We start from the raw sequence: 21,685 nt of genomic DNA, 5'->3' as shown, positions 1-21,685 counted from the left end.
CGTATTCAAATAAATTGTAATGAAAAGCTCTACTTTCTCGCTTTTTCACTGATATACACTAATATGTAAGTAATTAACTTTAAAATACAGAGAAGCGCTTTAACTTTAGCGCTATGTTTTATGTTATCCAAGGATGAAATTAGGTTGAAAATCTAAGTATGAATAGTATAAGCCATTATATTTTTAAAGAATGTATTGAAGCATTTGTTGAATTAAACAATGCGGAGTTTGCTTTGGGTTTTGTGGTCAGTACTACAGTAAAACCGAACTTTGTGCATTTAGAAACAAAGGTTGTTATTAATTCTCTCGATTTACCTGAAAAAGATGTTATTAAATTAACTCGCCATTTAGAACGAAACTTCTTTGAGCAAGCTTGTACAGGAGAAACACTATTTTTTGATAAAAACAGTAACCTTCACAATTCAAATGTATTAAATAACAAAAATATCAATAATATACGCTATATTCCTATTAAGGACGAGTTAGGGATTTACGCCGTAATTTTATTAGTTAATGTGAAGCTATCTAAAGTCACTCAAAAATTACCTGATATTACATCACTCGTTGCCTCTTCTTTAAAGTCGTTCGAACATTCAATCAAAGGCACTGAACTTTACCCCGTTAAACTCCCCCAAACAAACATAGGTAATGATAGAAAAGCTGTAGAGTCTTTATTAAAAAACACTTTTCACCCAACGTTTATATTTAATGACGAATTCAAAGTATTGAAAGCTAACTCGGCTTCACAGAAATTATTTCATTCAAATATTGAACGTGGCTGGCCTACTATGGATAAGCTACTCGAAAAATCTATACCGAGCGTTGCAACAGCTTTACTTAATACAATTAATAAATATGGCTTTCTTGGACACTTAAATAAAGAACAGTGGTGTGATGTTAAGTTTGAACACAATTCTTACCAATCAGTTAAGGTTGATATTCAGTTGTTTGAAATAGAATATTTAGGCACTCAATGTTTTGGGGTAATGCTGAACGAAAAATATGATGCGGAAATTACAGCACAAGATTATTTTTCGAGTTTACAACGATTTAATGCCTTAACCAGTGTTGTTCCTATGGCTATTTTACAACTAGATAAGCATTGGCGGTGTTCTTATGTAAATGAAACATGGGGACGATATACAGGACAACATATTAAAGACTCAAAAGAGCAAGGTTGGCTCTCTTGTTTACATCAATCTGACATTCAAGAAATATTACCTACTATACAAAGAGTCACTTTTTACGCCAAAAACTATACAGGAGAAATACAATTAAAAAGAATTGATCAATCTAATTTATGGGTGTCTATTAATGCCATTGGTTTATTTAATGATAAATGTGAGTTAACTGGTTTTATATTGACCTTGCATGACATTTCAGAGAGTTATCTCCATGCAGAAAAATTAGAAAAAATGGCTAATTATGATCATTTAACGGGCTTGTCTAATCGGAGCTTTTTTAATGACCGATTAGCGGTAGCATTGTCGCGTTCTAGTCGGCATGGTATTACGGCATTGATGTTTTTAGATTTAGATAAGTTTAAAAATATTAATGATACCTTAGGCCACCCTGTTGGCGACAAAGTTATTCAAGAAGTGGCTTCACGCTTGGCATCAACGGTAAGAAATGAAGATACCATTGCTCGTCTGGGAGGAGATGAGTTTGCTATTATTTTTACTGATATAAAAACAATTCATGTGCTTGCTTCAATCGCTCAAAAAATTGTGAATGCTGTGCACTTACCCTTTACAGTAGATGAGCATCCTATAGCTATGTCTTGTAGTATTGGTATTGCAATGACCGATGAAGATAAGATGCTTCATACTCCAACAGATATGTTAAATAAAGCGGATTTAGCCTTATATAAAGCGAAAGAATTAGGGCGAAATCAATTTTATTTTTATGATAGTCAGCTTGAACATAATATCACTATGCTAAACAGGCTTCGTGAAAGTTTAAATAACCCATCAAAAAATGAATTTACCATTGTATTTCAACCACAAGTAAACATTAATTCAAATAAAATATCAGGATTTGAGGTACTTTCGCGATGGAATAATGATATTTTAGGTCATATAGGTCCTGATACATTTATTAAACTTGTTGAAGATAATAACTTAATCTATGAATTCTCATTGTGGTTATTTTATGAAGCTATCAAAACGGTGAGTCAATGGGTTAAAGTAGGGCTTATTAAGCAACCTCAAAGGATCGCGATAAATCTGTCTGCTAAGCAGTTACACTTCCACGATTTTTCTGATCAAGTTATTACCTTATTTGCCAGTAAAGATATATCACCGACGTGGTTTACTCTAGAGGTTACTGAAACCGCTTTTATTGAAGATCCTACTATTGCGGGCAAAAATTTGAAAAAACTTCAAAAAGCTGGCTTTTTAATTGCTCTAGATGATTTTGGTACAGGATACTCATCTTTAAATTTATTAAGAAGAATGCCGTTAGATTACATAAAAATAGATCGTAGCTTTATTAAAGATGTTTTATCTGATGATGATACAGCTAAAATTGTTAAAGCGATTATAGGGTTATGTAAAATGTTAAATTTAGGTGTTATTGCTGAAGGTGTTGAAAACGCACAAACAAAAGATTGGTTGATTGCCAACGATTGTTATACCCATCAAGGATATTACTTTAATCGACCATTAACGAAAACTGATACTCAATCGTTACTCCTTAATGCTGCCGCACTCGCTACTATAGCAAGTTGATAATTTAGCTATAAATGATAAATAAAATTTAAGTGGATCTTTAATGGACAAGTCATCACAAACATTGAAAAGCTCATATCATGCATCTGCTGAAACAGAAGAAACAACTCAAAAAAGAAATGATGTTTTGAAAGGTGAGCCTAACAAAGAGCTTGAGTGTTTAAAATTAGCAATAGAAAAGTTAGAAACAACGAATAGCGAATTACAATTAGTTAATAAAGAGTTGTATACCGTAAATAATGAATACCAAGAAAAAATTACTCAATTAACTGAAGCCAACACAGATCTTGATAATGTGATCAACTCTATTGATATTGGTATCGTTTTTTTAGATGAGCAATTAGCCATCCGAAAATATACGTTACAATCTACTCATTACTTTAATTTAAGACCAAGCGATATTGGTCATCCTATACAAGATATTACGCACCAATTAGATTACAGTGAGTTTTTCATCCAAATTGCTATTGTTCGTAGTAAAAACATCAGTATTGAAAGAGATATACTGACTAAATCAGGACAAGCCGTTCTATTAAAAATAATGCCTCACACCCTTGATGAACATACTCACGAAGTAAAACAAGGCGTGTTAATTACGATTACAAATATTTCTCGTTTGAAATTTGTTGAAAATGCTTTAACTCAAGCACAAGAGCAATTTAAAAGTTTGTTAATTAGTCGTTCAGAGCGTTTACACCACCGTATCGAAAAAAACCAAAACATAACGGTGCTTGTTATTGACGATGATGTTATTGATCGCAAAATAATTAAGCGCTATTTAAAAGACGTTAATGAGCGTGAATATCAAATAATTGAATCTTCAGGTATCGATGAAGCCATTGCAATATTACAACAAAAGGATATAGACGTTTGCTTACTGGATTATCAACTTGGCGGTAATACAGCTGAAGACTTTTCCCGAGCATTAAAGTCTCAAAAAATTGATGTACCGGTTATTTTGTTATCTGGCCAAGAAGAGTCAACAATGGATAATGAATTTTTAATGAATGAAATTAATGACTCTATTAAAAAAAATGACTTATCTAAAGCATTATTAATAAGGTGTATTGATTATATATTGGAAAGAAAGGAAATTAGAAGCATTGTTCAGCAATTTGAAATGTAAGCATAATATTAACCGTTTGAGCTATTAACATAATGAGTAAATTATTAATTAGAGCTTTGTTTTTTTCTATTATTATTGGTTGTATGGGAGTTTGTAGTACTTATTACTTATCAATACAAGTGGGCGAGCAATTAAAAAAACAAAGTTATCTTAAACTTAAAAATATTGCTCAACAAGTTTCAATTCGTTTTCAAGATGCTATTGATATGTCTGTTAATGATTTACAAGCATTACAGGCATTTTATAGTTCAAGCCAAGATAATCTTTCTCAAGATAATTTTGATCGTTATATGGACGTAGTCAATATTGAAAAGCGTCATTATATTCAGGCACTAAGCTGGGTTCCTTATATTGCTGCAGAAGATAGAAAAATTTTTGAAGCCAATATTCAAATTAAACATCCTAATTTTAATATTACTGAACGGACAGAAACAGGTAAGTTAATTGTTAGTAGCAACAAACCTTACTATACCCCCGTTACCTTTATTAGTCCTTATGATATCAACCAAGCTGCTCAAGGTTTTGATTTAAGTAGTAATAGTATTCGTAGAGTTTCTTTACAAAAAGCTAAAAATACAGGGCAAATAACAGCTACGTCTAAAATAAATCTTGTACAAGAAAACGAAGACTCTTATGGTTTTTTAATGATAGCCCCTGTTTATCGAACTAACGTATCTGTGACTACAGAAGCGGAACGCTCTAATTTCCTTATTGGTTATGCAACAGGCGTGTTTCGCATTAATAACTTAATGGAAAATGTTAGAGAAAAAGCAGATAAAGAAGGTTTGATTTTAACATTGCTCGATGTAGAAAGTGATAATGGAGGGATTTTGTATGGCAACGGGAATGAAAGTACAGCTTTTACTTTTGATGTAACTATTCCTGATCGCCGTTGGCAGTTGGAGGTTTCGCTTAATAAGGACTTATTGCGTAGCATTGAATCGCCCGCTATTGTTTATGGGGTGTTAATTTCTGGTATCACGATAAGTGTGTTGTTAGCTTTATGTATATACGGTTTGCAAGTTGTTGTTTACCGTTCTCAACACATTAAAAAGTTGAGTAAGCAGTTAAAGGACCAAAATAATCAATTAGAAGCAACAGTAGAAGAAAGAACAAAGCTGCTAGAGCAGAAAAACATTCAGCTTAACGAGCATGTTGAAGAATTAACTCAGCAGCGTAAAACGCTTTCGGCATTAATGATTGAAGCTAAAGTGGCGAAAAATAATGCTGAAGAACAAGCAAAAGATTTAGCGCGATCAAATAAAGAGCTAGATGAATTTGCTTATATCGCTTCCCATGATTTAAAAGCGCCTTTACGCGGAATTGATCAACTGGCAAATTGGGTAGCTGAAGATGTTGAAGAAGGAAATTTAGATGAAGTACCTGAAAACATCAGATTAATGCGTTCTCGAGTTCAGCGTTTAGATTCATTGTTGAATGATTTGTTGGATTATTCCCGTGCTAATCGGCAAGAATACAAGCTAACCCACATTCATTGTAATGAGTTAATTGAAGATTTATTTGCTCTTATCGCCCCACCTAAGGGCTTTCAATTACATATTAAAGGAAACCTTCCTGACTTTTTAACGGTTAGTGCTCCATTTGAACAAGTGCTTCGTAATTTATTAAATAATGCCATTAAACATCATGACAAAAATAACGGCAATATAACCGTAAGCTGTGATGAAGAGGATGTCTATTATAAATTCTTCATTGAAGATGATGGTCCAGGAATTAGCCATAATAATCACATTAATATTTTTAAAATGTTTAAAACACTAAAGCCTCGTGATGATGTTGAAGGAAGTGGAATGGGACTCGCTATAATTAAAAAAATTGTAAAGTACTATGGTGGTTATGTATCAGTAGAGTCAGAAATAGGAAAGGGAAGTACATTCTATTTTACGTGGCCTAAAAATATAACGGAATGTAAAAAGGATATAGCTGTGCCAAAGTTAGTCAGTGAGGTTTAATGTTATCTTTTTAAAATGGCATAAATTTCTTCAATGAACTTTTTGTTATAACCTTTCTCTAAAAAATTTTCAGGTGTATATGCTTTTGCTTGATTAATAAGAGTATCGGTGACTAAGCTACTTAAAAATATAATGGGGAAAGATTGAGTTTGATTACGTATATACATAGCAATTTCATCACCAGTACCGTCAGGTAAATTCCAGTCAATTAACGCCATAGAAAACTTTTCTAAATTAAATATTTGTTTGGCTTCATCAACGGTGTCGGCTACATGCAGCACTATTTTGGGCTGTAGATTATACCTGTTGAGGTATAAAGACATTAACTCCACTTCATCCTTGCTATCTTCTACATAAAAAATATTTACGGTATCTGTCATCATTAAGCTCTTTTGGAAAATATAAAATCAAACTTTCTCTTCTTGCCAAGGATATTTTAATATAATTTAAATTGATCACAGGTATCTTGACGTTAAGGTTTACTTTGTAAAAATAGAGTGTTTATATAAAATACATTGTTTTTAGAAGGAATGCCCACGTTTCTATGGGCATAGGTGATAAGTTTTTAATTAACTCAAATTCAGGTTAATTAAACTTGATTAGGGTTTGAGAGTAACCATTTCTTTTCTAATTCGTTTGCAGGCATCGGCTTATCAAAAAAGTAACCTTGTAATTCACTTATCTCTAATCTTTTACACAGCTCATATTGATATTCTGTTTCAACACCTTCCGCAATAATATGTAGCCCAATGGTGTTCACCATTTTTGTAATGCCTTTTACTATAGATAAGTGCCTTACCTCATCGTTTGATGTTGGTAATAATGATTTATCTAATTTAACCGTGTTAATTGGGAAATTGACTAAATGAGAAAGTGAAGAAAATCCGGTACCAAAGTCATCTAAAGCTAATTTACAACCAAGATCACAAAGTTGATTGATTTGTATGTGGTTACTCTCATCTTGAACAAACAATGCGGTTTCTGTCAGTTCTAGTATTAAAGATTTAGCGGGAACGTTATAGGTTTTTAGTACACCCTCAATGGTAGGAACAAGTCTGTTGTTTTCTAATTGGATGGCTGAAATATTCACAGCCATTGTGAACTCATTACCAAAACTAGATTGCCAAATAGAAAGTTGTTTAACGGCCGTGTCTAATACCCACTTACCAATTTCTTCTATAATACGAGATTGTTCCGCAACGGGTATAAATTCATCTGGGTAACATATAAAGGGGCAGTCAGGCCACCTAATCAATGCTTCTACACCTATGATTTCTTTATGGGAAGTACTAATTACGGGTTGGTAATGTAATTCAAAACCATTATTTTTGATTGATTTTTTGAGTTCAGTTTCAATTTGAAAGTTACGTGAAAACTGCTGTTGCATTAAAGGTTCAAAATAACAAAGTTGATTACGACCTTCTTTTTTGGCTCGATACATTGCAATATCAGCATATTTTTTAAGGGTTTCTGCTGAATCAGCATCACTTGGATACAAGGCTATTCCGATACTAACGCCACATTGTAGTTGGTTATTATTAATTTCTACAGGGTTTCCAAGTGTTTTTATAATTCGCCTAGCTACTGTTGTGGCATCATGATCATTTTTTAATCCGGTTAATAAAATAGCGAATTCATCACCGCCTAAGCGAGCAAATAATTCGTTTCCACGTAAACATTCATTTGTACGTCGGGCGACTTCTTTGAGAAACAAATCACCCATTTCATGACCATAGGTATCATTTATATTTTTGAAGTGATCAAGATCTAAAAAGAGTAAAGCGATAATATCTGAAGATCTTTTGTTATTATTAATTGAAACATTCAGTGCATCTTCAAAATGGTATCTATTTGAAAGCCCCGTTAGCGAATCTTTTTCAGCTAATTCTCTTACTTGGCAAAAACTATCATGAAGCTTTTTTTCCATCTCAAAGCGTTTTTTAGCTTGAAGAATTGAACGTTTTAATTTGGATGAGGTTATTTCTTTTTTGGTAATAAAGTCTTGAGCACCAGCATGTAAACAGGCTAAGGCTAATTCTTCATCTTCAGATGAGCTCATCATTATAATGGCTGTTTCGCCTAAGTTTGGTCTATTTCTAATTTCTATTACCATTTCAATGCCATCTATCTCAGGCATCATATAGTCAAGTAATAAAACATCAAAATTACCATCTTCAGCAAGTTTAAGGCCTTGAATAGCCGAAGAAACCTCGCATAAGTTACTAACATTCACGTCATTTGTAAGCGCTCTTTTAATTAGCTTTCTATCGACTTCATCATCGTCGACTAAGAGTATATTCACATGAATTCCTTATGTTAATGATGTTGATTTATAATAAAGTCAACATTATTACCTATAGTCTTTTTTATTGGGTGCATAACTGTTTTTTATGCTTGTTTGCGCAAAAACACTTCATAATTATAGCCTTAATTTCAAATAATGCTTTCGCGTTTTATATTTAGGTTATTTAAATGTAAAAATCAAAGATCAACCTATCTAATATATTGTCGTTTAAGGGTAAGTTAAGTATAATGCTTTCCCGTCCTGTTAGATTGAATTGTTTCACTAAACAGTTTATCAATTTAACGCAAAATTCTGCTTATTCTGACTTTGGTATCACATGACAACTAGATATATTTTTGTAACAGGTGGCGTTGTATCGTCTCTTGGAAAAGGTATTGCTGCTGCATCATTAGCTGCAATTCTTGAAGCCCGTGGCCTTAATGTCACTATGCTTAAACTTGATCCTTATATTAATGTTGACCCAGGTACAATGAGTCCGATTCAGCATGGCGAAGTATTTGTTACAGAAGATGGTGCTGAAACCGATCTTGATTTAGGTCATTATGAGCGTTTTATTCGTACCAAAATGACTAAACGTAACAACTTTACCACAGGCCGTATTTATCAAGATATTCTTGCGCGTGAACGTAAAGGTGAGTTTTTAGGTGCAACCATACAAGTTATACCTCACATAACTAACGACATTAAACGTCGCGTTATTGAGGGGGCTGAAGGTTACGATATTGCTATGGTTGAAATTGGCGGTACAGTAGGTGATATTGAATCACAACCTTTCTTAGAAGCTATTCGTCAGTTAGGTGTTGAGTTAGGCCGTGAACGCGCTATGTTTATGCATTTAACTCTTGTGCCATATATAGCCGCTGCAGGCGAAATTAAAACTAAGCCAACACAGCATTCTGTTAAAGAATTACGTTCAATTGGGATTTTTCCTGACATTTTAGTTTGTCGTAGCGAACAAGCTATTCCTGCCAATGAACGTGCAAAAATTTCGTTATTTACCAACGTAGAAGAAAAAGCTGTTGTATCAATGCGTGATGTTGACAGTATTTATAAAGTACCTGCTTTATTAAAAGCGCAAGGCACCGATGAATTAGTGGTTAAACGTTTTGGATTAGACGTACCTGAAGCTGATTTAAGTGAATGGGAACAAGTACTTTATCAAGAAGCTAATCCAAAAGGTGAAGTGACTATAGGTATGGTGGGTAAATACATAGAATTACCTGATGCCTACAAATCAGTAAACGAAGCCCTTAAACATGCAGGACTTAAAAATCAAGTTAAAGTAAATATTCAATACGTTGATTCTCAAAATGTAGAGAGTAAAGGTGCTGATATTCTTGAAGAACTTGATGCGATTCTTGTTCCTGGTGGCTTTGGTGAACGTGGTGTTGAAGGTAAAATATTAGCGGCAAAATATGCCCGTGAAAACAAAATCCCTTACTTAGGTATTTGTTTAGGTATGCAAGTTGCTCTTATCGATTATGCTCGTAATGTTGCTGGTTTAACTGACGCACACAGTACAGAGTTTAATCCAGAAACATCGGCCCCAGTTGTTGGTTTAATTAATGAATGGCTAGATGAAGAAGGGCAAGTGGAATACCGTCACGAAGATTCTGATTTAGGTGGTACTATGCGTGTGGGTTCTCAATTGTGTCATTTAACGCCAAATACTAAAGTGCATGAAGTGTATGGTAGCGACACAATTTATGAAAGACATCGTCATCGTTATGAAGTAAATAACAACTATAGAGATAAATTAAGTCAAGCTGGTTTAGTATTTTCAGGTCTTTCTACAGATAAAACATTAGTAGAAGTTATTGAAATACCAAACCATCCTTGGTTTATAGCAGGGCAGTTCCATCCTGAGTTTAATTCTACACCTCGTGATGGACACCCTTTATTTGAAAGTTTTGTTGCTGCTTCATTTGAGCATCAAAAAAATAAACAATCATAATATTAAAACCGTAGCCTTGAGCTGCGGTTTTTTATTTAAAATTGTTATTTAGGGTATTTAAAATAATTGAATGTTCTAAAAAAAAATATTCAATTAGATATAATTAGTATGAATGTTGTCGTTAATAGTATTTATAAGCTCGCTGTATATAAATACCGAGCGGCTTTTTAATAAAATAGGATGAAAAATGTCGAATATTAGTAAGATTATTGCTCGTGAAATCATGGATTCTCGTGGTAACCCAACTGTTGAAGCTGATGTTTATTTAGAATCAGGTGCTTGGGGTAGAGCTGCTGCTCCTTCTGGCGCATCTACTGGTTCACGCGAAGCTTTAGAGTTACGTGATGGTGATAAAGCTCGTTATTTAGGTAAAGGTGTTTTAAAAGCAGTAGCGGCAGTAAATGACAGTATTGCTCCTGCTTTATTAGGTCAAAGTGCTTTAGAACAAGCAAAAGTTGATCAAATCATGATCGACTTAGATGGCACAGAAAACAAAGAAAAATTTGGTGCTAACGCTATTCTTGCTGTTTCTTTAGCTGTAGCTAAAGCGGCTGCTAATGCTAAAAACGTTCAATTGTTTGAACATATTGCTGACCTAAACGGTACTCCAGGTGTTTACTCTTTACCATTACCTATGATGAACATCATCAATGGTGGTGAACATGCTGATAACAACGTTGATATTCAAGAGTTTATGATACAACCTGTTGGCGCTCCTAACTTCCGCGAAGCTTTACGTATGGGTGCTGAAATATTCCATGCACTTAAAAAAGTATTATCAGCAAAAGGTTTAAATACAGCTGTTGGTGATGAAGGTGGTTTTGCTCCTGATTTAGCTTCAAATGCTGATGCTTTAGCGGTAATCAAAGAAGCTGTATCTGCTGCTGGTTACGAATTAGGTAAAGATGTTACTTTAGCAATGGATTGTGCTGCTTCTGAATTTTACGATGCAGACAAAGGTATTTACGATCTTAAAGGTGAAGGCAAGCAATTTACAGCTAACGAATTCTCTGATTTCTTAGCAACACTTTGTGAGCAATACCCTATTGTTTCTATCGAAGATGGTTTAGACGAGTCAGATTGGGATGGTTTTGCTTACCAAACTAAATTACTTGGCGACAAAATCCAAATCGTTGGTGATGATTTATTCGTTACAAACACTAAGATTTTAGCTCGTGGTATTGAGCAAGGTATTGGTAACTCTATCTTAATCAAGTTTAACCAAATTGGTTCTTTAACTGAAACATTAGCGGCTATTAAAATGGCTAAAGATGCTGGTTTTACTGCTGTTATCTCTCATCGTTCAGGTGAAACAGAAGATGCAACTATCGCTGATTTAGCGGTTGGTACTGCTGCAGGTCAAATTAAGACAGGTTCTTTATGTCGTTCTGATCGTGTTTCTAAGTACAACCAATTATTACGAATTGAAGAATTTTTAGGTGATAAAGCTATCTTTAACGGTTTATCTGAAGTTAAAGGTCAGTAATTAATAACGCTTTCGTTATTAATTAAGTAAACCTTAAAAATTTAAAACCCGATATTACAAAGTAATGTCGGGTTTTTTTATGTACGCTTTTTATGACAAATTATGAATGATTTAAGTGAGTTTTCGTTTAAATAACTCGACAGCCATTAAGTAAACTTTTATGGCTAAAGCAGCATCGTAACGTTCACCTTCGTCACGCATAAACGCATGTTGTGCGTTAAACTCATGCCAAGTAAATGTGTTTTTACTTGTTAATAAATGTTGATGAATTTTCATTCGTCCTTCATCTGGTACATGAGGATCTTGTTTACCAAAAATCATTAATAGTTCACCTTTAATATCGGGTGTTCTCGTTAATGAGTCGTTACCTTTATTACAAGGTAATGTGTTTGAATGAATGTCGGTAGGATATAAACACGCCGCCGCTAAAATATTGTTATTTAATGCCGCCCTATAAGCTAAATGACCACCAATACACACGCCCATTGCACCAACCTTGCCTGAAAAATTATCAAGTGTTTGAGCGAAGTTTACTAATGCTTGAGTGTCTGAGTCGTGATGCTCTAAAAGTTTTGCCCACTTATCTTCATTGCCTTTGTCTTTACCTGCATCATCGTACCCTAATACAGTACCAATAGGGTTTAGTTCATGAAAAACCTCAGGCACTAATACAATAAAACCATGGCTTGCCATAATAGCTGCGCTACGTGCTATAGGGGCTGTTTGTTGAAATATTTCTGAATAGAAAATAACACAAGGATAGTTACCTTGTTCTTCAGGCTGATAAATATAAGTGCGCATATCACCTGTTGGGGTAGCAATATCGTGTTGGCTATGGGTAATGATCATGGTGTGTATAAGTCCTTAATATTTATTGAATATGGTTTAGGGTAGAGCAACGGCCATTTTTAGTTGAATCAACTTTAAGCGGATGTTTTAAATCTTTCCATGCAGTGACTTTCCCGCCCTGATTAAGTACAGGAAAATCTGAGTTTGAAGTATTAGGATCGTTATCCTCTTTATTCAAAAACGTTAATAGCTTTTGATAATCACCTTGTTTAGATATATCAATAAATAGCACAGGGTGGCCTTGTTGTTCAAAATACTGAGTAACTGCGGCTTTATGCGTGTTGTAGCAAGTTAATAAGAAATCATCGTTATTAATATTATCTAAGGTAAAAGGGGAAAATATTTCAGTATAACAACGCTTAATTATGGGGTTAAACCCACCATCATCTCGTACTACATTGTTATACATACGTAATAAAAGCTGTTTTATTGAAGGGAGCCACTTTTGGGCATCGCGCGTTAAATAAATAAACTTACTGTTAGGGTAATGTTGATGTAAAGCTTTGTAGTCATTAAAAATAGGAGTGTCTGCTATCGCGTTAGCTTTATCGAACGTTGTTTGAGTATAAGCAGTATGAGCTACGCAATAGTTAAGAGAGAGTAGAGTAGAACAAATGCTCGTTGTACCTGTTCGAGGTAATCCTAAAACGAATATTTTTGACAGTTTATTCATAACAGTAGGTTTAAAGGTAACTCATGTTGGGTGATCTAATTTATTACTGATTTACGTTACCGCATTTTAGGGGAAAGTGATGATGAACACTATCTCAAATCTTTAAATATAACCTTATAACGATTAACGCTTTGTTAATAAAACCTTTCCTGTAAAAAAAATGTCACCTAACTGTCATGTAACAAATATGCAATATTCGTGAAACCAAGTTGTCATATTTGGCCTTTAAAATGTGCCCAATTATAGCAGTATATTGAATAGGCGTTTTGCTAAAAGCGTTTAACACTATTGAATTTCAACAAAAGGTTTTAATATGAAATTGTCTACTTTGGCTAAAGCAAGTTTGCTTTTAAGTGCAAGTGCACTAAGCCTACCTACACTTGTAAATGCCGCTCCAGCTGACGATGAACCCTTATCACAAGTGGTAGATGCTGGCAAAAAAATCAACCAGTCTGCAAATAAATCACAACGTCGTGTAGATAATATTAGCGAACAAATTCAAACCAAACTTCAACAATTTAAAACCGTGAATAAAGAAGTTGATGGTTTACGCGTTTACAACCAACAAATGAATACTCAAATTGATAATCAGCTAAAAGAATTAACTCAGCTAGCAGTTTCAATGGAACAAGTGAGTATTATCGAACGTCAAATCTCACCACTTATGGCACGTATGATAGATACATTAGAAGCTTTTGTTGGTTTAGATGTTCAGTTTTTACCGACTGAGCGTAGCGAACGAATTGAAGGTTTAAAGAAAATGATGGAACGCGCTGACGTTTCAGTATCTGAAAAATTTCGTCGTGTATTAGAAGCTTACCAAGTTGAAGTTGAATATGGTCGTACTATTGAAGCTTACAACGGTTTATTAACAATTGATGGCAGCGAACGTGACGTAGACTTTTTACGTATTGGTCGTGTGAGTTTAGTGTATCAAACACGTGATGGTCAAAAATTAGGTTTATGGAATAACGAGACTAAGTCTTGGGATGATCTTCCTGCAGAATATCGTTCAAACATCAATAAGGGTTTACGCATTGCACGTAAACAGCTTGCCCCAGATTTAATCATTGTGCCAGTAGCGCAAAACTCAGCCGAATAAGTACGGTAATAGGAATTATAAAATGAAAAAATTAAGCCAACTTTTTTCACTGGTTGTATTAGCTCTATCAGTTACAAGTATAACAACAAGCGCAAGTGCTCAGGATGCTTCATCATTAGATGAATTATTAAAGCAACTTGAACAAGGTAAAATTGCTCAAACCAAACAAAATACAGCACGTGAGGCTGAGTTTAATGCTAAAAAGTCAGAGCAAGAAAACTTACTTAAACAAGCTAAAAATATACGTGATAATGAAGTCAAGGTAAGTGCTGAATTAGAAGCAACATTTCAAGATAACGAAATTGAATTAGCAAATAAATCAGAAGCGTTAACGAAACGCATGGGTGAATTAAAAGAGCTGTTTGGTGTACTTCAGCAAGTTGCTGGTGATACAAGAAGTAAATTTCAAACCTCTGTAATTTCGGCTCAAATAGCAGACCGTGGCGTGTTTTTAGATGATTTTGCTCAAAGCATGGGATCTTCTTCAAAATTAGCCTCAATCGAAGAAATTGAACGCCTGTGGTTTGAACTACAACGTGAAATGACGCAAAGCGGTAAAGTACATAAATTTAGTCGTGAAGTGGTTACAGCAAACGGCGAAAAATTAAAAACAGATGTTGTTCGAGTGGGCGGTTTTAACTTAATTTCTGATGGCAAATACTTAGAATATGTAGACGAAACAGGTAGTGTTGTTGAATTAATGAGACAACCTTCAGATCGGTATTTAGCAAGCGCAGCAGAATTAACATCTAATACATCAGGCGTTGTACCTTTTGCTTTAGACCCAACAGGTGGTTCAATTTTAGGTTTACTTGTACAAGCTCCGAACCTTCAAGAGCGCGTAGACCAAGGTGGTTCAGTGGGTTATGTGATTTTAGCGATAGGCTTAATTGGTTTACTCATTGGTGTAGAGCGTTTTATCTCATTAACCATTATTGGTGGTAAAGTTAACAGCCAACTTAAAAACACTACAGCGTCTAAAAACAACCCACTTGGTCGCGTTATGTTAGTTAAAGACGAAAACAAGAGTTCAGATGCTGAAACGTTAGAGCTCAAGCTTTCTGAACGTATACTGCAAGAAGTTCCGGTACTTACTACACGCTTAACTTTTATTAAAATTATTTCCGTTGTTGCGCCACTTATCGGCTTACTGGGTACAGTTGTGGGTATGATCAACACCTTCCAAGCAATCACGTTATTTGGTACAGGCGACCCTAAACTTATGGCTGGCGGTATTTCGCAAGCACTTGTTACCACGGTATTAGGTTTGGTTGTTGCTATTCCAATGGTATTTATTTCTACCATCTTAAACACGCGTAGCCGTGGCATTATTAATATTTTACAACATCAAAGTGCTGGTATTCTTGCTGAGCGTTTTGAAGATGAAAATACAGGTAAAGGAGCGTAAATCATGATTTTATTCATCGAAATGATGAATAGCATTCGTGAGTTTCTTGATACAGGTGGGCAAGTGCTCACCGTTATCGCTTTTGTTATTTGTTTGATGTGGCTCTTAATATTTGAACGCATGTATTTCTTTTTACGTAGCTATAAATACGTAAAAGCCGACATAGTTCAACGTTGGGAAAAAAGAACAGATAAAAGCTCATGGAGTGCTGAACAAATTAAAATAGCCAATGTTTCAAGAGTGACTGAAATGCTAAAGCAAAATGTCGCGCTTATTCAAAGTTTAGTGGTTTTATGTCCGTTATTAGGATTATTAGGAACAGTAACTGGCATGATTGAAGTATTTGATGTTATGGCTATTTCGGGTAGTGGTAATGCACGCTCTATGGCGTCAGGTGTTTCAAGAGCAACTATTCCAACAATGGCTGGCATGGTGGGTTCATTATCGGGTGTTTTTGTTGTTACTTGGTTACAACGCAAGATCAAACGCAGAACTCAACAGCTTGAAGATAGTTTGCCATTGGCTCATTAATTTAAAAATTTTAACTCTACTTGGCTGAATTAATTCAAGCCGTAGGAAATAATGAATACTCCTTGGTAATGATCTCAAGGAGATTTACATAAAAAGTTTACAGTAAGGTAAAAAGATGCGTTCTCAATTATCACAAGTATTGCAAGAGCAAGAAGAAGCAGAAGAAATTAACATGACGCCTATGCTAGATGTTGTTTTTATTCTATTAATTTTCTTCATTGTAACCGCTTCATTTGTAAAAGAAGCCGGCATTGAAGTAAACCGACCTGAAGCAGCAACCGCCGTTAAAAAAGAACGAGCAAATATATTAGTTGCCATCAGTGACAAAGGTGAAATTTGGATCAATAAACGTCGTGTAGATGTTCGTGCTGTACAAGCCAACATAGAACGTTTAAAAGCTGAAAATCCACAAGGTACGGTGGTTATTCAAGCCGATAAAAAAGCAACAACAGACGTATTAATAAAAGTAATGGATTCAGCTCGTGCAGCTGGTGTTTACGATGTTTCAATTGCGGCGCAAGAGGCCTAACCATGATGAATAAAAGTGGCCGTTATTTATTTGGCTTATCTTTCGCTGTTGTTGTTACCTTTGCTTTACTGTGGGGAATGCAGGCGCTTATTTCTGGCGGTAACAATGCATTAACCGAAGCACCAAGAGGTAACGTACTAGACTTTATTCGATTAAAGAAAGAGCAAGACGTAACTAAGAAAGAACGTAAACCACAAAAGCCGGCTAAACCTAAAACGCCTCCACCACCAATGGAGCAACCACAAATGCAACAAGCTAACCCTAATGCCGATGCAGTAAGTACAAGTTTTGCAGCCAATGTACAAGCGGATACGGCTTTAGGCGGTGGGTTAAGTTTAGATACAGGTGATGGAGATTATTTACCTATTGTTAAAGTGGCGCCTATTTATCCACGAAGAGCACAATCAAGAGGTATTGAAGGTTACGTAATTGTAGAGTTTGTTGTAACTAAAAATGGCTCAGTGCGAGACGCTAAAGTGGTTGAATCAAACCCAGAAAGCATTTTTGACCAAGCAGCAATGGACGCAGCACTTAAATTTAAATACAAGCCGCGCGTTGTTGACGGTGTCGCTATGGAAGTCGCTGGCGTACAAAATAAAATATCGTTCCAAATAGACGGTTAGGAGACATTATGATTAAAAAATTATCATTATCTTTAATTTCAGCAGCAGTACTTTTTAGTACGGCGAGTTTCATACCCAATGAACTTGGTGGAGCGGTAGCGCAGGCAGAAGAAAAAGCGCAAAGTACTGAAACTGTTAAAGTCCCCGCCATGCGTAATCGTGTTTATTCGCAATTAGCTCGTGCACAAAAGCTGGCTGATGAAGGCAACAAGAAAGAAGGGCTAGAAGTTCTCGACGAAGTAAAAGATCGCATTAGTAGTTTAAATAGCTACGAGCAAGCCATGTTATGGAACTTTTATGGTTTTATGTATTACGGTAGTGACAACTTACCTTTAGCTATTGAAAGCTTTGAAAAAGTTATCGCTGAAGAAGCGATTCCTCTTACTTTACGTACATCAACTTTATATTCTTTAGCGCAATTATCTATGCAGCAACAAGATTATAATCAATCGTTAAAGTATTTAGGACAGTGGAAAAAAATTAACGCTAAGCCGTTAACCAGTACACAACAAGTATTATTTGCACAAATCTATTACCAAAATAAAGATTACAAAAATTCACTAAAATATGTAAATGAAGCCGTTGAACTTTCTCTTTCTAAAGACGAAGTGCCTAAAGAAAACTGGTTTATTTTACAACGTGCAAATTACTATGAACTTAAGCAACCTGAAAATGTTGTAAAGGTGATTGAAGATTTAGTGCGTTTTCACGATAAACCTAAATATTGGATACAGTTAAGTGGTATGTACGGTGAAATAGGTGAAGAAGAAAAACAACTTGCGGTTATGGAAAGTGCATATCAAGCCGGTTACGTTACTTCATCACAAGATATTATTACTTTAGTGCAATTGTATCGTTTTCATGGCGTACCATATAAAGCCGCTAAACTACTTTCTACTGCTATAGATAAAGGACAAGTAGCAGCAGAAGAAAAGTATTTAGATATGCTGGCTCAATCTTATATTTCTGCTAAAAATGACGAAAAAGCTATTCCTGTATTAGTTAAAGCTTCTGAAATTGCAGAAACAGGTAAGTTTGACGCTTTCTTAGCACAATCGTACTTGAATTTAGAAAAGTGGGATCTTGCAATAGCGTCAGCTAAAAAAGCCATTAAACGTGGTGGGGTCGATCGTTTAGGGAACATGCATTTAGTGATTGGCATGTCTAACTTTAACTTAAAGAAGTTTGATGCGTCTTTAACTGCATTTGCTGATGCCCAAAAGTTAAAAGAGTCGGCAAAAACAGCGGAACAATGGTATCAATACGTTAAGCGTGAGCAAAGTGCAGAAATGCAATTAGCGATGTTAAATGAGTAAAAATAAATATCACTCATATCAATTTAAATAACATATTGAACAACTCGGTATAGCACTTAAATTTAAACAGAAAAAAGGCTAAAGAAGAATATCTTCTTTAGCCTTTTTTTGTGTCTTTTTACTCGTTCTTTAATCAATAAGGTAAATTATTTATTTAATGCTTCACCTAATTGAGGACGCATGTCTTGTAAAATTTCTTTTGCTAATCTTGGGCTAGCAGCAACAATATTGCCTGACGATGTGTGATTATGACCACCCGTAAAGTCTGTTACTAATCCGCCGGCTTCAATCACTAATAATTCACCAGCAGCTGAATTCCATGGTTTTAAACCAATTTCGAAAAAACCATCAATACGGCCAGCAGCTACATAAGCTAAATCGAGTGCTGGAGAGCCTGCACGACGTATGTCTGCTGTTTTCATAAATAATGATTTAAAAATATTTAAGTAAGCATCTGTGTGTTGCTTACATTTAAACGGGAAACCAGTCGCTAGTACAGTGCCGCCTAGTTCTTTATTTGCTTTAACTCTAATTTTAAAGTTGTTTAGTTGTGCGCCTTTACCGCGGCTTGCTGTAAATAACTCTCCACGAATAGGATCGTATATTACTGCTTGGTCTAACTTACCTTTTACTTTTAATGCGATAGAAACTGCAAAGTGAGGAATGCCTTTTATAAAATTAGCTGTGCCATCAAGCGGGTCAATAATCCATTGGTAGTCATCGTCTTTACCTTTTAATATACCGCTTTCTTCACCAATAATTGTGTGATCAGGGTAAGACTTACGAATCGTTTCAATAATAGCTTCTTCAGCGCTTACATCAATGTTAGTCACAAAATCATTTGTGCCTTTAGATTGAACTTCAATTTTATCAACTTGTTCAAAAGCACGAACAACTACTTTTCCAGCCACACGAGACGCACGTATAGCGATATTAAGCATAGGATGCATAACAACTACCTTATTTTATAAACAGCATTTTAAAAGAACGAGAAACTTGAACGCAGAGCGAAAATCAAGCGGCGCGAAGTATAGCAAAATAAATACTAGATGGCGACCAAAATTCACTGGCGCGGAATTTTATGTTGAGCAATACCGTGTTAATTATAATTTAACGACATAAATCAGATTGTTTTGCGCTAATCAAAGGGATGAAACAAGATGATTTTTCTCAGTACAAGTGAAAGGTTCTGTGATAAAATTATTTTATAGTTTTAGACGTCTAGATAGATAATTTATATTCAGATTTTCACTATCTATCATTTGTGAAGTTAAAAAGAATAAATCACGGTCTTTAATTTTATATAAATTACCCCAAATTTTGAGAGTAAAAAATAATGTTAGATCCTTCTTTAGGAAGTTTGTTAGATAACGTACGTATTGTTTTAGTGAACACGTCAGATTGTCGAAATATTGGTTCTGCCGCTCGAGCAATGAAAACAATGGGGTTAAGTCAACTCGTTTTAGTTGACCCGATTGAGATGCCAAATGGTCAAGCTCAAGCTTTATCTGCAGGTGCATCAGATGTTTTAGCCAATGCTAAAGTGGTTAGCACACTAGAAGAAGCTATTACTGACTGTGGTTTAGTTGTAGGTACAAGTGCGCGTTCAAGAACATTACCATGGCCAATGTTAGAACCAAGAGGTTGTGGTGAAAAGCTGATTGAAGAAGCACATAACTTTCCTGTAGCTCTTGTCTTTGGTCGTGAAAGTAGTGGTTTAACAAACGATGAACTACAACTGTGTCACTTTCATGTACAGATACCTGCAAATCCTGAATACAGCTCATTGAACTTAGCTATGGCGGTTCAAACACTAAGTTATGAAGTTCGTATGAGCTATTTAGCGCTTGAAAACCAAAAGCATAATAATGTTTTAGTTAAAGCAACAAATGTTGAAGAAGATGAAGAGTACCCAGTATTAGAAGAAACTGAACGTTTATATCAACATTTCGAGGATGCTTTAAAAGCAACAGGATTTATTGTGCCAAGCCATCCAGGTTTAGTGATGACAAAATTAAGACGCTTATTAAATCGTGCAAGACCCGATAACAAAGAAGTTAAAATGTTACGCGGTATGTTAGCGTCAGTAGAACGCGCAGCAAAAAATAAAGCCTAATTGATAAAAAGCATTAAGAGTAAAGGATAAAATATGTTTAGCCGTATTAGAGAAGACATTAAAAGCGTCTTTGATAGAGATCCCGCAGCGCGTAATTCGTTTGAAGTTTTAACTAATTACCCTGGCATGCATGCGATATGGATACATAGGGTAAGTCATAAGTTATGGAAAGCTGATTGGAAACTTATAGCTCGCTTATTATCAACTTTTTCTCGTTGGCTAACGGGTGTTGAAATTCATCCGGGCGCAACATTAGGTAGACGTTTCTTTATTGATCATGGTATGGGTGTTGTGATTGGTGAAACCGCCGAAATTGGTGAAGATTGTACGTTATATCACGGTGTTACCTTAGGTGGTACAAGTTGGAATGCAGGTAAGCGCCACCCTACACTAGGTAATAACGTTGTTATTGGAGCTGGAGCTAAAGTTTTAGGGCCTATTACTATTGGTCATGGTGGCAAAGTGGGCTCTAACTCTGTTGTTGTAAAAGACTTACCCGATAATGCAACCGCGGTTGGTATACCAGCCCGCATTGTTAATATTAAGAAGTCTGAAGCAGAAATGTCTGAACGAGAAAAAACAGCGCAAAAATTTGGCTTCGATGCTTATGCTGTCTCTGGCGATAATCCAGATCCTGTCGCGAAAGCGATAGGACGTTTATTAGATCACATGCATTTAATGGACACCAAAGTAGAAGATTTATGTAAAGAAGTGAATCAACTCGGGGGTAATGTTTGTCAGCAATCGTTACCTGAATTACGTGTTGGTGAATTTGTTGAAGACGAAAAAGAAGCTGCAAAACGTAGAGAATCTATCGTTACTGCCTTCGATCCTGAAATATAATATTAGTTAACCCTAATTTGGGGTAAGCCATTATGCTAAACATAAATACTTGAGTAAAATACTCAGGTATTTATGTTGACTCTATTTTTATCTCGCGTAAAATACTTGACTAAATTACTTGG

General features: G+C 35.2%; 18 protein-coding genes. 13 read left to right on the top strand and 5 right to left on the bottom strand.

Features of this window, described 5'->3' with window-relative positions; all coding sequences use genetic code 11:
• Positions 1-158 precede the first annotated feature (158 nt).
• Genes AC0L5Q_RS07995 through AC0L5Q_RS07985 form a run of 3 tightly spaced genes read left to right on the top strand, consistent with a single transcriptional unit; the run spans position 159 to position 5,828 of the window.
• Positions 159-2,729, top strand: coding sequence for an EAL domain-containing protein (locus tag AC0L5Q_RS07995; RefSeq protein ID WP_473616995.1), 2,571 nt, complete (start codon positions 159-161; stop codon positions 2,727-2,729).
• Between the two features lie 43 nt (positions 2,730-2,772).
• A complete protein-coding gene (locus AC0L5Q_RS07990) occupies positions 2,773-3,855 on the top strand; it encodes a PAS domain-containing protein (protein WP_473616991.1) in 1,083 nt (360 codons plus the stop codon).
• Between the two features lie 32 nt (positions 3,856-3,887).
• A complete protein-coding gene (locus AC0L5Q_RS07985) occupies positions 3,888-5,828 on the top strand; it encodes a CHASE domain-containing protein (RefSeq protein WP_473616989.1) in 1,941 nt (646 codons plus the stop codon).
• A gap of 2 nt (positions 5,829-5,830) precedes the next feature.
• On the opposite strand, the gene AC0L5Q_RS07980 is transcribed toward AC0L5Q_RS07985, so the two are convergent.
• Together AC0L5Q_RS07980 and AC0L5Q_RS07975 are read right to left on the bottom strand one after the other, a co-directional pair.
• Complete coding sequence (locus AC0L5Q_RS07980) at positions 5,831-6,211, bottom strand: response regulator (protein ID WP_473616986.1); 381 nt, start codon at positions 6,209-6,211, stop codon at positions 5,831-5,833.
• Positions 6,212-6,417: 206 nt separating this feature from the next.
• A complete protein-coding gene (locus AC0L5Q_RS07975) occupies positions 6,418-8,130 on the bottom strand; it encodes a two-component system response regulator (protein WP_473616983.1) in 1,713 nt (570 codons plus the stop codon).
• Positions 8,131-8,449: 319 nt separating this feature from the next.
• Here AC0L5Q_RS07975 and AC0L5Q_RS07970 point away from each other — a divergent pair, with 319 nt between their 5' ends.
• Together AC0L5Q_RS07970 and eno are read left to right on the top strand one after the other, a co-directional pair.
• Complete coding sequence (locus tag AC0L5Q_RS07970; RefSeq protein ID WP_473616982.1) at positions 8,450-10,087, top strand: CTP synthase; 1,638 nt, start codon at positions 8,450-8,452, stop codon at positions 10,085-10,087.
• A 187-nt stretch (positions 10,088-10,274) separates the two neighbouring features.
• Positions 10,275-11,573 carry a phosphopyruvate hydratase gene (eno, locus tag AC0L5Q_RS07965; RefSeq protein WP_473616978.1) on the top strand — a complete coding sequence of 433 codons (1,299 nt, stop codon included), beginning with the start codon at positions 10,275-10,277 and terminating at the stop codon, positions 11,571-11,573.
• A 111-nt stretch (positions 11,574-11,684) separates the two neighbouring features.
• Here eno and AC0L5Q_RS07960 read toward each other — a convergent pair whose 3' ends face one another.
• Both AC0L5Q_RS07960 and AC0L5Q_RS07955 read right to left on the bottom strand, forming a co-directional pair.
• Positions 11,685-12,422 carry a dienelactone hydrolase family protein gene (locus tag AC0L5Q_RS07960; RefSeq protein ID WP_473616974.1) on the bottom strand — a complete coding sequence of 246 codons (738 nt, stop codon included), beginning with the start codon at positions 12,420-12,422 and terminating at the stop codon, positions 11,685-11,687.
• Positions 12,423-12,444: 22 nt separating this feature from the next.
• Positions 12,445-13,086, bottom strand: coding sequence for a sulfotransferase family protein (locus tag AC0L5Q_RS07955; protein ID WP_473618270.1), 642 nt, complete (start codon positions 13,084-13,086; stop codon positions 12,445-12,447).
• Positions 13,087-13,408: 322 nt separating this feature from the next.
• On the opposite strand from AC0L5Q_RS07955, the gene AC0L5Q_RS07950 reads away from it, so the two are divergent.
• The 6 genes from AC0L5Q_RS07950 (at position 13,409) to AC0L5Q_RS07925 (ending at position 18,604) form a co-directional block, all read left to right on the top strand.
• The gene (locus AC0L5Q_RS07950; protein WP_473616971.1) at positions 13,409-14,197 is read left to right on the top strand and encodes a DUF3450 domain-containing protein; all 789 of its coding nucleotides are present in this window, start codon (positions 13,409-13,411) and stop codon (positions 14,195-14,197) included.
• A 22-nt stretch (positions 14,198-14,219) separates the two neighbouring features.
• Entirely contained in the window at positions 14,220-15,605 is a 1,386-nt protein-coding gene (locus AC0L5Q_RS07945; RefSeq protein WP_473616967.1) for a MotA/TolQ/ExbB proton channel family protein, read from the top strand.
• Between the two features lie 3 nt (positions 15,606-15,608).
• Positions 15,609-16,136 (top strand): MotA/TolQ/ExbB proton channel family protein, encoded by a 528-nt coding sequence (locus AC0L5Q_RS07940; RefSeq protein ID WP_473616963.1) that lies wholly within the window; start codon positions 15,609-15,611, stop codon positions 16,134-16,136.
• 115 nt (positions 16,137-16,251) lie between these two features.
• The gene (locus AC0L5Q_RS07935) at positions 16,252-16,665 is read left to right on the top strand and encodes an ExbD/TolR family protein (RefSeq protein WP_076419312.1); all 414 of its coding nucleotides are present in this window, start codon (positions 16,252-16,254) and stop codon (positions 16,663-16,665) included.
• Between the two features lie 2 nt (positions 16,666-16,667).
• Positions 16,668-17,288, top strand: a complete 621-nt coding sequence (locus AC0L5Q_RS07930) for an energy transducer TonB (protein WP_473616958.1) — start codon at positions 16,668-16,670, stop codon at positions 17,286-17,288.
• Between the two features lie 8 nt (positions 17,289-17,296).
• Positions 17,297-18,604 carry a hypothetical protein gene (locus AC0L5Q_RS07925; protein WP_473616955.1) on the top strand — a complete coding sequence of 436 codons (1,308 nt, stop codon included), beginning with the start codon at positions 17,297-17,299 and terminating at the stop codon, positions 18,602-18,604.
• Between the two features lie 146 nt (positions 18,605-18,750).
• Here AC0L5Q_RS07925 and suhB read toward each other — a convergent pair whose 3' ends face one another.
• Positions 18,751-19,554 (bottom strand): inositol-1-monophosphatase, encoded by an 804-nt coding sequence (gene suhB / locus AC0L5Q_RS07920; RefSeq protein WP_473616951.1) that lies wholly within the window; start codon positions 19,552-19,554, stop codon positions 18,751-18,753.
• A gap of 410 nt (positions 19,555-19,964) precedes the next feature.
• On the opposite strand from suhB, the gene trmJ reads away from it, so the two are divergent.
• Both trmJ and cysE read left to right on the top strand, forming a co-directional pair.
• The gene (gene trmJ, locus AC0L5Q_RS07915) at positions 19,965-20,720 is read left to right on the top strand and encodes a tRNA (cytosine(32)/uridine(32)-2'-O)-methyltransferase TrmJ (protein WP_473618269.1); all 756 of its coding nucleotides are present in this window, start codon (positions 19,965-19,967) and stop codon (positions 20,718-20,720) included.
• Between the two features lie 33 nt (positions 20,721-20,753).
• Positions 20,754-21,563, top strand: a complete 810-nt coding sequence (cysE, locus tag AC0L5Q_RS07910; RefSeq protein WP_473616947.1) for a serine O-acetyltransferase — start codon at positions 20,754-20,756, stop codon at positions 21,561-21,563.
• The last annotated feature ends 122 nt before the right edge of the window (positions 21,564-21,685 follow it).

Source organism: Pseudocolwellia sp. G5-9 (assembly GCF_055808995.1).
Note: the sequence above shows the minus strand (reverse complement) of the source record. Positions and strands in the feature narration are given on the sequence as shown.